Below are 13,792 nucleotides of genomic sequence, written 5' to 3'. Positions count from 1 at the left end.
TTTTATGAACAACTTTTAGAGCTATGCAGTACTTTCCCGCGTTTATCGACACCACCTCTTTAACCTGCCTCATTGTTGGGGCGGGCAATGTGGCCGCACGCAAGTTAGAACTGGTGTTAAAAACCCAGGCCCGCATCATCATCGTGGCTGATCAGGTAAGCCCTGCGGTGGCCGAACTGGCTGAGTCTTCTCAAGTCACATTGCATAAGCGAAAGTTTGAGCAGAGTGATCTGGCGCACATAGAAATGGTTTTTGTGTGTACCGCTGACAGCGAGTTGAATGAACACATCTATGCGCTGGCCAGGCAACGCAATATTCTGGTGAATGTGGTGGATAATACTCCGCTGTGCCAGTTTATCACACCCTCAATTATTGACCGCAGTCCAATTACCATTGCTCTGAGCAGTGGCGGTTCCGCCCCCGTCTTATTGCGTCATTTGCGCCAGAAACTAGAAAGCCTGATCCCGCAACACATCAGCAGGCTCGGTGAATTTGCTCAGGCGGCCAGGGATAAAGTTAAACAGGCACTAAACAGCGTGACCGCAAGACGCTATTTCTGGGAGGACATTTTTGAGGGTGACGTCGCTGAACTCATCGAAAAGAATCAGTATGAAAAGGCGCAAAGCCTGTTTGACCAAACCCTCAGCATCGCTGCGAATGACCAGCAAGCCGTGGGCGAGGTGTACCTGGTCGGAGCCGGGCCGGGTGATGCTGATCTGTTAACGTTTCGCGCACTGCGTTTGATGCAAAAAGCGGATGTAGTGATTTACGATCGACTGGTGTCAGCGCAAATTCTTGAACTTGTCAGGCGCGACGCAGAAAAGCTGTATGTTGGGAAAGCAAAGAGTCTGCATAGCGTACCTCAGGATCAGATCAATGCATTAATCATTGAAAAAGCCCGGCAAGGTCAGCGCGTGGTGCGTTTAAAAGGGGGCGACCCCTTTATCTTCGGCCGTGGCGGCGAAGAGATTGCTTCGTTAGTGGATGCGGGAATAAGTTTTCAGGTGGTGCCGGGCATTACTGCTGCCAGTGGTGCAAGCAGTTATGCGGGAATTCCCCTAACCCACAGGGACCACGCGCAATCGGTGGTTTTTGCCACGGGTCATTTGAAAGATGACACCGTGGACCTGAATTGGCCCGCGTTAGCACATACCAATCAGACTATTGTTTTTTATATGGGCCTGACCGGTCTGCCTATCATCTGTCAGAAGCTGGTCGAGCACGGCTTGAGCAGTGAGACGCAAATAGCGTTAATTGAAAATGCCACGTTACCCGAACAGCGTGTGGTTACTGGAACCCTGAATGACATTGAAAAACGTAGCAAACAAGCCAATATCCAGCCACCGGCGCTCATTATCGTTGGCAGCGTTGTAAGTCTGCATCCTAGTCTCAACTGGTACACTACCTGACTGATTAATTTTCAGCCATAATAAAAATGTGTTAGATTTTCCATCAATTGTTTTACATTCGGTTGATTACTAAATCATTTTATAAGGTTGATGCATTGTGGTTCGTAGGCTGGTCACTATACCTTTACTACTGTTGAGCATGTGCTGTCATGCTCAGCAAACCGCTTTTAAGCGAGAGCGCACGCAAGAATTTGTCAACTATTCCTATCGCTGGCTGGATCATTATGGTGCGGAACAGTCGTTACAGTTTGCCCTGGAAACGAACCAGATAGACAAAACGCCCGATTTACAGCGCACATTTCAACCGGCGTTGGCGCAACGCTACGTCACGGTTGCACTGCTGAAAGCCGCCCGCCAAATCAATCCAAAACGGGCAAGAATTGATATCAATCCGCGCAATGAGTCAATTGAAGTAAAAGTGCGGGCGCGCAGCCAGCAACAGGCAGCAATCATTCAAAAACAGTTGCACGAGCGTCGCGAAGAAGCCTATTCGGAATATCTGTACGAACACTACTACACCAAATTTATCACCCCACTGAACGAGCAGGCAGTAAAACCTGATCATGTGCGCTATATTGTTGAAACCACAGAAGCTCTGATCCCTCTTTCGCAAGCTTTCTATGAGAAGCTTATCGAAGACTCGGATGCGCGTGAATATTTCAACCTGTTGCTCAGCTGGGTGCAAAGTATTCCGTATGATGCGCTGGAAGACAGAACGGGCAGCAACGGCTCAGGCTTCTCGCCCCCCGCCCAGGTTTTATCTCAAAATAAGGGCGACTGTGATAGTAAGACGGTCATCACCGCCGCCATTGTGCGCGCGTTTCTTCCTACCACGGCAATGGTAATGGTTTTGCTGCCAGAGCACGCATTACTGGGGGTCGCATTACCACCGAAAGGGAATGAACTAACTGTGATGGACAAGGGTACAACATATATACTGATGGAGCCCACTGGACCCGCCCTGCTTCCTTTTGGTCAGGTTGCCCCCACTACACGTCAGGTTCTTGCAAATGGCCAATACACCTTGGAGCGCATCCAGTAGGCGTTAATCTTTAGGAGGCGTTGTGCGCTTAATTTTATGCTTGCTTGTATTTGTACTGTCAAACCCGATTCATGCCCAGCCATCCTCTGACTCAGCAAAGCCCAGCGTCACCCTGGCTTTTGGTGAATACCCGCCCTACTACGGCAACGATCTTCATAATAAGGGTTTTATCAGTGAAATTGTCGTTGAAGCTTATACGTTAGCCGGATATGAGGTTGAGCTGGTGTACTTACCCCCATGGCAACGGCGGGTAGAAGAAACCAAAAACGGGCGCTTTGATGGTTTGATTAGCATGTGGCATTCAGCGGATCGGGAACGTTGGTTCTTGTTCTCTAATCCTCTACCCGCTAACGAAGTAGGCTTTTACAAGCATGTGGAATCAGACTTTACGCTGCAAGGAGTAGACAGTTTGGCGTCGGCGCGGGTGGGCACGGTACGAGGCTTTATCAACCCGCCTGAAATTAATGATGCAGGTGCAGTGATTGAGGAAGTGACCCACCTCAACCAGAATATTGCCAAGCTCATTAAGCAACGTATCGATATTGCCCTAGTAGACAGAGCGGTAGGCAGACATATTTTAGTCTCGCTCTATCCCGAGCATAAAGATGACCTTGTTTATATTGAGCCAAGTATCGCATTACTGAATCAATACCTGGTAATTTCGCGTAAAGCCGAAGATGCCGAAGAAAAGTTAAATGCATTCAACCGGGGTTACGCCATCTTAAAACAACAGGGTGAGGTAGTCAGGCTCGCCACCAAATATGGTATTGAGCCGACCATAGTAGACTAAAATCAGAGATTTTCCTCAGCAAACTCTGCCAGTCGGGAGCGTACAACACCATCGAGGTTGATAGTCGCGCTGCCAGAAAAATTCTTAAATTTTTCTACCAGATAGGTCAAACCTGAAGTAACCGGGCTCAGATAGTTACTGTCAATCTGCGCCAGGTTTCCACTACAGATCAGTTTGGTCCCTTCCCCACAGCGGGTAATGATGGTTTTAAGCTGAGCCGCAGTCAGGTTTTGCGATTCATCTAAAATAACGATGGAGTTTTGAATACTACGCCCGCGCATAAAGTTAACCGACTTAAACTGAATATTGGCTTTTTCCATGATGTAACTCATGGAGCCTTTTACGTTTTCATCATGTTTGTGCAGTACTTCCAGCGAATCGGTGATTGCCGCAAGCCAGGGCAACATCTTTTCTTCTTCAGTACCCGGTAAAAAACCAATTGATTCAGCAATTTCAGGGGTGGAACGAGTAACGATGATTTTTTCGTACATGTTTTTTTCAACCACCAGCTCCAGTGCCGCCGCCAGTGCCAGCAAGGTCTTGCCGCTACCTGCTGGACCAGTTAGTATCACCAGGTCAATATGAGGGTCGAGTAACGCATGTAACGCCATCGCCTGGCCAATATTCTTCGGGCTGATGCCCCAGGCATGTCGGCCCATCAAGCGCTCAAAGCCTAAATCCAGCACATCCAGCGTTTCACTGTTTATCGATTCTACCAGACCAGCAAAATGCTGGCTGTCATCCAGTAAAAATTCGTTGATAAAGGCATTTGGAAGCAGTTCTCTTGAAACGGTATGAATGGTATCGCGTCCTTCAGTGCGACTGTCCACCGACTTCACTTTTTCCCAGAAGTCCCCCTCAAAGGTGTGATAACCTTTTGACAGGTATTTGATATCACTCACCAGCTGGTCGGTACGATAGTCTTCCACATGAGCCAGTCCGGCACCTTTCGCCTTTAGCCGCATGTTCAGATCTTTGGTAACCAACACAACCTGACGCCGTGAAAATGTTTTTTGCAGTTGCAGTGCGACATTGATGATGCGGTTATCATTCTCGTTGCTGGTAAACACCTGCTGAGACTCCGCCATGTTCATATCCGTGTAAATAGACAACGAACCTGTTGGCTTGTTTTCGCCAGCAGCCAGGCCCTCCATGGAAACGCCATTGATCATGTCTTCCGGGGTGGCATCGTGCAGTAAATCTTCCATGGAACGAATCGATACACGGGCATCGCGTGCCACATCCTTTTTGCTGTCTTTGATGTAATCAAGTTCTTCTAACACCGTCATCGGAACGACAACGTCGTGTTCTTTAAAAGAGAGGAAAGCATGCGGTTCGTGAAGCAGTATGTTGGTATCTAAAACGTAAATCTTGGTTTCTTTAGGGTTGTTTTTTGGCATCCGTCGCTCCGGTAATGTACACCAGACTCGCCCCATTACTCATGTGCGAGCACCAGCCAAGATGACATAGTGGGCGGTCGAACAGGACTGCCACTCCGTCTCTTCGACTTACACTTTCACCATAGTCCAGTTTGAAAGCAGAATCACTTATTTTTTGCTGGTTTACTCAATAATTTTTTTCGTGACCTGAATAACATCTTTACAATCATTACATTACCAGGTCACTGTTGATGCTGAAACTGAAGGGAAAATTATAAGAAATATTATTCTTAATTTGGTGGTTGCACTAAAGATAGGTTTTTAATTATTGTAGAGGCATCGCGAACGCAGGGAAAGAACATGGATTTTGCAGGCTTAATCATTGCTGGAATCAGTGCTATGGGCACCCTCATCCAAGCCTACTATAGTGCGAAAGAAAAAAATAAGAACATACCACCGGCCACGGTAAAAGCAGCAGAAAAACGCGCCAATACACCGTTGAAGATTGGCACCAAAAAGGTAGAGGCGGTGATCGATGATGAGCTTTTACATACGCTCAATGCTGAGGTATACCAACACCAGCAAAATCTGCTGGCCGTATTCAAAGATGATAAGGCAGATCGAAAAGCCAAAGAGCGCCAAATCCGTGCGGCCGAGAAAGAAATCTGCAGAGTCCTGCGTCAAATTAAAAAGTATAACGATCAAACGCTTCCAACCCAACGTTTAAAAAAGCTATGGACTTCCCACGGCTGCTGACTTTATAAGTTAAAGCCTAGTCTGTACAATACCGCCCCATTTTAAACAAGCAGACGACACATTATGAAAAACGACGGGTTCCACATAGGCCAACGCTGGCTGAGCAATACTGAAACTGAATTAGGTCTGGGTGCCATCGTCAGCGTTGACTTTCGAACCGTAGAAATTTTATTCCCCGCCACGGGTGAAATCCGTCGTTATGCTAAAAACGAAGCCCCACTAACCCGGCTGACCTATGCGGTAGGCGATCGTATTACACATACCGAAGAGTGGCAGGCAACGGTCACCGCGGTCACTGAAAAGCAAGGCGTGCTGGTGTACGAAGCCATTCGTGAGGACACCAAGGAATCCGTCACCATAACCGAAGCGCTGCTGAGTCCGCTGGTGCAGTTAAACGAGCCCGAACAGCGTTTGTTTAACAATCAGCTTGATTTACCCAAGTGGTTTGAGCTGCGTTTACAGTCACTGGAACACGACTACGCCTATCAACAGTCGTCCACCATTGGTTTGGCGGGTGCACGCATAGAACTTATTCCCCACCAGCTGCATATCGCCGCCGAAGTCGGCAAACGTTACGCACCGCGCGTTCTGCTGTCAGATGAAGTGGGTCTGGGTAAAACCATCGAAGCGGCACTCATCATTCATCAACAGTTGCAAACTGCCCGCTCGCAACGGGTGCTAATAGTTGTACCTGACTCGCTGGTGCATCAATGGCTGGTCGAAATGCTGCGCAGAGTTAACCTACATTTCTCTGTATTTGATGAAAGTCGCTGTGCCGCCGCTTTCGAAGAGGGAAGCAATCCTTTCGACGATGAACAGTTAGTGCTTTGCAGCCTGGACTTTCTGGTTCAACACCCTAAGCATCATCAGCAGGCAATGGATTCGCAGTGGGACATGCTGGTAGTAGATGAGGCGCACCATTTAGGCTGGTCTGAAGCCGAGCCATCAACAGAATATCTACGCATTGAAGCCTTAGCCAAGGTTATTCCAGCAGTGCTGCTGTTAACCGCTACACCGGATCAGTTAGGTCACCAAAGTCACTTTGCCCGCTTGCGTCTACTCGATCCTGCGCGCTTCGTAGACTATGAAAGTTTTCTGGCAGAGGAAGCGAGCTATGCAAAGGTAGCTGAAATTGTCACCCCGCTGTTAGAGGAAGCGCCACTCACCACCGAGCATATCGCGGCCCTTCGGGCACTGGCACCTGAATTGCTCATCGAAGCAAACGATCTCGATACTGAGATAAAAAGACTGGAACTGGCGCATAAAATGATCGATTTGCACGGTACGGGTCGAATTCTGTTTAGAAATCGTCGTGCCAGCATAGAAGGATTTCCCGCCCGGGCATTAAATCCACATGCGTTAAATCTGCCGGCGGAATATTCTGCCATTGTCGACGGTGCCGATTTATCCGACAAACTATTCCCAGAGCGCCATCCGTCAGTAGCAGAAGCCTGGGTGGATTTTGATCCCCGTGTGGAGTGGCTGATTGAGTTTCTCGGTAATATTAAGCCCGCTAAAGTCCTGCTTATTTGCGCGAGTGCCACCACTGCGCAACAGCTGGCTGAGGTTTTGCGCACCAAAACCGGTATCCGTCATAGTGTTTTTCATGAAGGTATGAGCATCGTCGATCGCGATAAGGCTGCACACTATTTTGCCGACCCTGAAACCGGAGCGCAGGTGTTACTGTGTAGTGAAATAGGTAGTGAAGGCCGTAACTTCCAGTTTGCTCACCACCTGATCTTGTTTGACTTACCGCTAACACCTGATCTGTTGGAACAGCGCATCGGTCGTCTGGATCGAATTGGACAAACCCGCGATGTGCAGATTCATGTGCCTTACCTGACCGGCTCCGCACAACATGTATTGTTAGATTGGTATCATCAGGGACTGGATGCGTTCAGGCATACCTGCCCCACGGGTTCTGGCGTATTTGAGGAAGTGAGTGAAGCCCTGCTTACCGCGTGTCATTCACCGGCTGACACACATTTGAGTGAACAGCTTATCGCCATGTCCCAACAGGTAAACACCACGTTGAAAAAACAACTGGATGAAGGGCGCGACCGGTTACTTGAACTCAATGCGTCGGGTATTGGTAAAGTGGACTCATTGCTTGAAGATATGGTGGCACTGGATACTTCAATCGCGTTACCCAAATTTATGAGCCGGGTATTCGACGCCATAGGTATTCATCAGGAAGAGAAAGGGCATGACTGTTTCATTCTCACGCCAACCGAATCCATGGTAAATCATCTGCCTGGCTTTGATCATGAAGGCATGACAGTGACCTATCGCCGCCGTATCGCCACCACGCTGGAACACGTGCATTTTTTAACCTGGGATCATCCGCTGGTGCACAGTGCGATCGAACTGGTGCTCACTGAAGTATTGGGTAAAAGCAGCGTAGGCTTTGTTGCTGATACCACTCAGCCCGCGGGTATCTATTGGTTGGAAGCGTTATACGTACTCGAGTGCAGCGCACCTAAAGCCTTGCAGGTGGGCAGGTATCTGCCGCCTACGCCACTGCGTATTTGCATGGATGCAAAAGGCCAACCCACCGATGCACAGTTTGACGATGTGCGCCCAACGGGTAAAAAAATAGCTCAGCAACTGGTGGGTGCGCTAAAGCCACAACTGGAAAAACACATCAGCCAGGCCACCACGCTGGCACATTCACAGGCGAACAAAGTGTTGCAGGGTGCGCTTGTGACCATGCGTGAGAGCATGACAGAGCAAGCTGAGCGCTTACGATCGCTGCAACAGCGTAACCCCGCCGTTCGCGATGAAGAAATAGAGTTTATTGACCTACAACGCGCCGCGCTGGAAAAGGCGCTGACATCAGCGGATGTCAGACTGGACGCGCTGCGAATTGTGGTGAACAACCCCTGATGGCAAACCCGGCATTTATTTATAACCCACCGCTACATCCTTATCTTGAATTTTTGTATCAGGATGAGGATATTGTGGTGATTAACAAGCCAAGTGGGCTGCTTAGTGTGCCTGGAAAAGCGCCCGAACACCGTGATTCGGTGATCAAGCGGGTTAACGCGGTGTTCCCCACCGCCACTGTGGTGCACCGTTTAGACATGGCCACTTCAGGCGTAATGATCCTGGCGATGAATAAAGCAGCGCACCGTCATCTGTCGCGCCAATTTGAAACCCGTCAAACCCGCAAGCGCTATTTTGCCCGGGTATGGGGAGAAGTTGAAAAGGAAAGCGGCGAGGTCAATTTGCCGCTGATTTGTGACTGGCCCAACCGGCCAAAGCAAAAGGTGGATGTGGACAGTGGTAAGCCTGCGCAGACGCGGTATCAGGTAGTTAAGAAAACCCAGCAGGAGAGTCTGGTCGCCCTGTATCCTGTTACCGGACGTTCACACCAGCTTCGTGTGCACATGCTTTCACTGGGCCATCCCATTTTGGGTGATAGACTGTATGGTACCGACGAAAGTCGGCTGGCTGCCGAGCGCTTGCAACTGCACGCCAGTGCATTACAGGTGTTTCACCCCGTCAGCAACCAGTGGCTTTCTTTTGAGACGCCGTTGCCGTTTGGCAATTTCCAACCTGAGCCATTTTTGTAAATAAATATACCCGCGTCTACTATTTTATAGTCAACTTTTTGGTGTCTATGCCGATAGATTGGATATCGTTTTTCGTGAGGGGTGTACTATGCAAAACCTGTGTAGTTCTTTCTTTGGTCTGATTCTGGCTGTTCTGGCTCCGCTATCATTAGCGCAGCCCTCCATGCTGTCAGAAGATCTGGAGCGACGCTTCCACGCAGAAGAACTTGAACAGGTACTGGTAGGCGAATTAACCCTGTCGGTAATACCACAGGAATCTGCCATTCCGTTATCCCGTGGAGTTGCCATTTTACTGGTGGATGCTGGCTACCAGGGACTTCGTTTAGCCGCTGCCCAGCAATTGGCAAAACAGCTGAACCAACTAGGCTGGCATACTCTGATTGCACCATCACTGATTGAGGTAGCGCTGGTTACCGCAGAGCAAACTGACAACACCACAGTTCATCCGCGCAGTGCCAGTCACCAGGCCTGGTATGATTTTGACCGCACCAAAACACAGCTGTCCTTATTGGTAAATGCGTTATTCAATCATGTTTCATCCCAACGCGGTTTTAAACTTATTGTTAGTCAGGGGATGACAGCGGCTCATCTTATTGAACTTGCCGCCGAAGAACAAATTGCTGCGCCTGATAGCATGGTGGTAATTTCGCCGTTTTGGCCTGACCGACGCAAAAACCTCGCTATCGGCGAATCATTGGCGAAGACCGAATTCCCGGTTTTAGATATCAACCTCATCCGCAGTAACCTGTGGGACGCTCACACTTATCGCAAACGTAGACAAGACGCAAACAACGCGCTGAAATTGCATTATCGTCAGCGTTCTATTCATGCCGACAACTTTTCCTCTTACGCTTATGCTGAAACTATATCTCCGCAAATCGTGCAACTAAGTAAAGAAATCTATGGCTGGACCAGTTACCTGGGCTGGTAACCACGCTCTGTCCAGGCAGAGGTTGCGAGATGACAATCGTGTGACAGGCAAATATTTTTTGATAAAATTCATGTACCTGTTGCAGCTTCAGGTGAATCGCGAGAAAAAATAAAAGAAAAGACTATACTTAAACCGAATTAGAATAATACGGCAGTACAGTGAAAGTAACCTCTTTTATCGACACCAAAGCCAAACAGCTATGCTATTACCTGCGTGCCTTCTGGCAGGGCGATTTACCGCATGCTGAGCTGGAGCTGTTTTTTTGGGATACGATGGAAGAATGGTCACAGGTGGATTATCAGCTGGACCAGCCCTACTCGCAGAAAGAACGGGTATTTTGGCATTTATTACACCAGATGCATTTTTGGGCTGAAGATAAACTGGCTTACGATAACTATCTGGTAGAGGAACTGGCCAACTGCATTGTATTTCTGGAGGGTAAAGGTATTTGCCCATTCGATTGTGTCGGTATTCGCCCCTGACCCTTTCACTGTTATTGCACTGCTAATCAATTCGTGATCCAATAGCGCTATCGCTATCCAAATAAGTTCAACCTTTGCAAGCATCTATTAAAGCCTTTCTTGACCGACGTTTACTCAGCGTATTTATCTTTGGTATTTCCAGTGGTTTCCCGTGGGTAATGATCGGTTCTGTGCTGTCTGCGTGGTTAAAAGATGAGGGTTTATCGCGCTCATCAATCGGTTTGTTCGGTGCCATCTTTGCGGTCTACTCAATCAATTTTTTATGGTCGGTGTTTCTCGACAAAATTCACCTGCCCTGGCTGGGATTGCGGCGGGGGTGGATCATCACCATGCAACTGTTGATTGCTGCCTGTTGTTATTTAATGTCTGTGCACAGTGCGCAAAACGATTTATTTCTAATTGCCTTAACAGGTTTGTTCATTGCCATTTTCTCAGCCACGCAGGATATTGCGATTGATGCATATCGCATCGATATCATTGATGAGGATGAAAAAGAAAAGCTGTCTGCTGGGTCATCAATGGCAACCGCAGGATGGTGGACAGGTTATGGCGGGCTAGGCGCGATACCCTTCTTTATGGCAGACATGAACAATTGGGCCTGGCCCCAGATTTATGCGGTGCTGGCAGTAATCATGCTTGGTCTAACGGTGGCGACACTGTTCGCCAAAGAACCTGAGATTGATAACACGGCCACCCTGGAAGCGGCAGAAAGACGTTATCAGGCAAATCTGAATAAATATAGTCATAGCACGATGTTCTCGCGCATGATGGCGTGGCTGCTGGCCACTGTGGTCGAGCCGTTTCGCGAATTTTTTCAACGCAACGGCGTCAAACTTGCGCTGTCTTTATTGTTGTTTATTTTTCTGTTCAAAATTGGCGAAGCCTTTTTGGGACGCATGAGTATTGTTTTTTACAAAGAAATTGGCTTTACCAATGCTGAAATCGGAACACTATCGAAATTGCTGAACTGGTGGGTGACCATCGTGTTTTCTATCATTGGTGGCATGGTCAACATTCGCTACGGCATTTACAAAGGCTTAATGGTTGCCGGTATTGCCATGGCCAGCAGTAATTTGATGTTTTCCTGGATTGCCGAGGCTGGGCCGGACAAGTCGCTGTTTGCGGCCGCGGTGATCATCGATGGCTTTACTGCCGCCTGGAGCACAGTAGCGATGGTGGCGTTTATCTCGTTACTCTGCAATCGCTCGTTCAGTGCTACGCAATATGCACTGATGGCGTCCTTAAGCAATTTAGGGCGTACTTTGGTGGCCTCATCAAGTGGCTTTGTGGTAGATGGCCTGGATGGAAACTGGAGCCTCTTTTTTATGTTAACCGCGGCAATGGTCATTCCCAGCCTGCTGTTTTTACGCGCAATTAAGTCCGATATTCAGCGGCTTGAAGCAAGGCCGTTGGTCAATGGCTAGTGGCTGTAAGACTGTGCCCTTAGTCTGGATGATTTTTGGTGATGATCTGGTTTCGACCACTGACCTTGGCATCGTAAAGTGCCTGATCGGCCATTTCCAGCCAACCTAAAGCAGATTGGCAGTGGCTACCGTACTCCGAAAGACCAATGCTGACCGTAAATGAGATCAGGTTACCATCATGTTCTACTTGAGTTAGTTCCGCAGTAGAGCGAATTCGTTCTGCCACTATATGGGCATTTTTGGCATTGGAATCTGTCAGCACTATGGCAAACTCTTCCCCGCCGTAGCGTCCTGCGAGGTCGGTTTCGCGCACAGATTGTCTAATTACCGCTGCCAGTGCCTGTATTACCTTGTCGCCTGCCTGATGGCCATAGGTATCGTTGACTTTCTTAAAGTGGTCGATATCCAGCATCATGGCGGTCACCGGACGGTCACGACGTTTGGCCAGTTTAAAATTCAAATCGAAGCGTTCCTGCCAGTAACGGCGGTTAAACAAACCCGTTAAACCATCAACCCGGCTCATGATCTTCAGTTCTTCATTTAAGCGTTCGACCCGAAGTTTGCTTAGTGCCTGATCAGTAACGTCGTAAATCATCAGACAGATTTTCTCTACCTCACCGGTTGGAGAGGTCAGAGGAAACATGGTGACATTCTGGTACATGAATTCTGAATCTGATGTGATCGGACGATTACTGCCAAACTTAAATAAATAAGGACGTTGCTCCCAAATTAGAAACACCGGCGATTCCAGCGAGAAAACAGGATCGGCCTTAGCTCGAAACCATTTTTCATCAATTTCTTTAAAATGGTCAAATAGTGAGGTACCGCAGATCGCACTGGGTAAAATGTCTGAGTGGTTTTCCATAAACTGGTTCCACACCTCAACGTTGCACTCTCTGTCGAGCACAACAATACCCACTTCTATCGAGCTTAACAGGTGATGTTGCCAATGCAGTTGCGCTATTTCACTGTCTGTCATACATCATCCTCCGTCAGATCAACCAGGCGGGTGTAAATTTTCTCCATCGAGGTGTCAGGAAACAACAGCAACAAATCAAAACTGATGTCACGGCTTTTGATTGAATAGGCAATTTCCACTGCCATAATTTTCGTCCAGCGGGAGATGGAGTCATGCAGCAACGAATCCAGTCCTCGATTTCGCCCCAGCAGAATCGGGTGACTATGACTGAAGTGCACATTGAGTTGAGTGGATAATGCATTCAGACAGGCGCCGATAAGAATATTCGATACATCCATCAATGCCTCAAGCTGCAGCGACTCATCGCCTTCGTCATCGTACTTGAGCATTCTGACCATGTCTGCGGTGTTGGCATCACTGAAAATGACCAGCGCTTCGCCATTGATGCCCGCGCTGACAAAGCCTTTCGAAACTGCCGAAACACTGTCGTTATGATTAATTTCGGCTATCGCCATATGCAGTTCATTCGATTCAATGACATTCACATTGGGAATAGGAAGATCGATAAATTCGTTCAGCAATTTTGCCAGGTTTTCGCCTGCCCTTCCCATGGCTACGTTGACCAGTTCCCGGTACGCATCCAGACGCTCATCCTGCGTAGCCGTCCGCGACAGCTGGGCATCATCACGTCGGTTTAATGCAGTCCCTTCGCCATCGTAAATTCCATACTGCTTGAGCAGCGTGGTTAATTTATCGTTATCCATGGGTTTGCGAATGAAATCCAGTGCGCCCATGGCCACCATACGTTCGCGGGCTTCGGGCTGCACGTCGCCGGACACGACGATGACCAGACATGGCAAATCATTTTTGCGGATTGCCTCCATGGTTTGATAACCATCCATGACAGGCATATTAAGATCAAGAAACATGATGTCGGCTTTACCCTGGCGAATACATTCCAGAGCTTGTTGGCCATTTTCGGCATAGGACAAGCTCACGTCCCAGCCATCAGGGATCGCACGCGCCATTTGCTTACGTGCAAATGCTGAATCATCACAAATAAGTACAGGCGTGGTCATAACGGT

At 48.5% G+C, this 13,792-nt stretch carries 12 protein-coding genes; 9 read left to right on the top strand and 3 right to left on the bottom strand.

Annotated elements, in window-relative coordinates; translation table 11 throughout:
• Positions 1-23 precede the first annotated feature (23 nt).
• The 3 genes from cysG (at position 24) to HCJ96_RS10015 (ending at position 3,241) form a co-directional block, all read left to right on the top strand.
• On the top strand, positions 24-1,409 hold the full coding sequence (cysG, locus tag HCJ96_RS10025; RefSeq protein ID WP_169210916.1) for a siroheme synthase CysG: 1,386 nt from the start codon (positions 24-26) through the stop codon (positions 1,407-1,409).
• Between the two features lie 97 nt (positions 1,410-1,506).
• On the top strand, positions 1,507-2,451 hold the full coding sequence (locus HCJ96_RS10020; protein WP_169210915.1) for a hypothetical protein: 945 nt from the start codon (positions 1,507-1,509) through the stop codon (positions 2,449-2,451).
• Between the two features lie 22 nt (positions 2,452-2,473).
• Complete coding sequence (locus HCJ96_RS10015) at positions 2,474-3,241, top strand: transporter substrate-binding domain-containing protein (RefSeq protein WP_169210914.1); 768 nt, start codon at positions 2,474-2,476, stop codon at positions 3,239-3,241.
• A 2-nt stretch (positions 3,242-3,243) separates the two neighbouring features.
• Here the strand turns inward: HCJ96_RS10015 and HCJ96_RS10010 are convergent, their stop codons facing one another.
• Positions 3,244-4,641: a PhoH family protein gene (locus HCJ96_RS10010; RefSeq protein WP_169210913.1), complete on the bottom strand. Its 1,398-nt coding sequence runs from the start codon at positions 4,639-4,641 to the stop codon at positions 3,244-3,246.
• Positions 4,642-4,980: 339 nt separating this feature from the next.
• On the opposite strand from HCJ96_RS10010, the gene HCJ96_RS10005 reads away from it, so the two are divergent.
• The 6 genes from HCJ96_RS10005 to HCJ96_RS09980 all read left to right on the top strand — a co-directional run bounded on the left by HCJ96_RS10005 (position 4,981) and on the right by HCJ96_RS09980 (position 11,788).
• Positions 4,981-5,376, top strand: coding sequence for a hypothetical protein (locus HCJ96_RS10005; protein WP_169210912.1), 396 nt, complete (start codon positions 4,981-4,983; stop codon positions 5,374-5,376).
• A gap of 63 nt (positions 5,377-5,439) precedes the next feature.
• Positions 5,440-8,262, top strand: a complete 2,823-nt coding sequence (gene rapA, locus HCJ96_RS10000; RefSeq protein WP_169210911.1) for an RNA polymerase-associated protein RapA — start codon at positions 5,440-5,442, stop codon at positions 8,260-8,262.
• Positions 8,262-8,951 (top strand): bifunctional tRNA pseudouridine(32) synthase/23S rRNA pseudouridine(746) synthase RluA, encoded by a 690-nt coding sequence (rluA, locus tag HCJ96_RS09995; RefSeq protein WP_169210910.1) that lies wholly within the window; start codon positions 8,262-8,264, stop codon positions 8,949-8,951. Before rapA ends, rluA begins: the two co-directional genes overlap by 1 nt.
• An 88-nt stretch (positions 8,952-9,039) precedes the next feature.
• On the top strand, positions 9,040-9,882 hold the full coding sequence (locus HCJ96_RS09990) for a DUF3530 family protein (RefSeq protein WP_169210909.1): 843 nt from the start codon (positions 9,040-9,042) through the stop codon (positions 9,880-9,882).
• Between the two features lie 158 nt (positions 9,883-10,040).
• Entirely contained in the window at positions 10,041-10,364 is a 324-nt protein-coding gene (locus tag HCJ96_RS09985) for a hypothetical protein (protein ID WP_169210908.1), read from the top strand.
• A 74-nt stretch (positions 10,365-10,438) separates the two neighbouring features.
• Complete coding sequence (locus HCJ96_RS09980; RefSeq protein ID WP_169210907.1) at positions 10,439-11,788, top strand: AmpG family muropeptide MFS transporter; 1,350 nt, start codon at positions 10,439-10,441, stop codon at positions 11,786-11,788.
• Positions 11,789-11,807: 19 nt separating this feature from the next.
• Here HCJ96_RS09980 and HCJ96_RS09975 read toward each other — a convergent pair whose 3' ends face one another.
• Entirely contained in the window at positions 11,808-12,767 is a 960-nt protein-coding gene (locus tag HCJ96_RS09975; protein WP_169210906.1) for a sensor domain-containing diguanylate cyclase, read from the bottom strand.
• Positions 12,764-13,786, bottom strand: coding sequence for a response regulator (locus HCJ96_RS09970; protein WP_169210905.1), 1,023 nt, complete (start codon positions 13,784-13,786; stop codon positions 12,764-12,766). The genes HCJ96_RS09975 and HCJ96_RS09970 overlap by 4 nt, the downstream gene beginning before the upstream one ends.
• Positions 13,787-13,792 lie beyond the last annotated feature (6 nt).

Source organism: Alteromonas ponticola (assembly GCF_012911815.1).
Taxonomy (GTDB): Bacteria; Pseudomonadota; Gammaproteobacteria; order Enterobacterales; family Alteromonadaceae; genus Alteromonas; species Alteromonas ponticola.
This window is presented reverse-complemented; position numbering and strand designations above follow the sequence as displayed.

What these genes read in the sequence shown, in the direction of transcription:
- cysG (WP_169210916.1), top strand. Translation starts at nt 24, where the DNA reads ATGCAGTACTTTCCCGCGTTTATCGACACCACCTCTTTAACCTGCCTC.
- HCJ96_RS10010 (WP_169210913.1), bottom strand. Translation starts at nt 4,641, where the DNA reads ATGCCAAAAAACAACCCTAAAGAAACCAAGATTTACGTTTTAGATACC.
- HCJ96_RS10005 (WP_169210912.1), top strand. Translation starts at nt 4,981, where the DNA reads ATGGATTTTGCAGGCTTAATCATTGCTGGAATCAGTGCTATGGGCACC.
- rapA (WP_169210911.1), top strand. Translation starts at nt 5,440, where the DNA reads ATGAAAAACGACGGGTTCCACATAGGCCAACGCTGGCTGAGCAATACT.
- rluA (WP_169210910.1), top strand. Translation starts at nt 8,262, where the DNA reads ATGGCAAACCCGGCATTTATTTATAACCCACCGCTACATCCTTATCTT.
- HCJ96_RS09990 (WP_169210909.1), top strand. Translation starts at nt 9,040, where the DNA reads ATGCAAAACCTGTGTAGTTCTTTCTTTGGTCTGATTCTGGCTGTTCTG.
- HCJ96_RS09975 (WP_169210906.1), bottom strand. Translation starts at nt 12,767, where the DNA reads ATGACAGACAGTGAAATAGCGCAACTGCATTGGCAACATCACCTGTTA.
- HCJ96_RS09970 (WP_169210905.1), bottom strand. Translation starts at nt 13,786, where the DNA reads ATGACCACGCCTGTACTTATTTGTGATGATTCAGCATTTGCACGTAAG.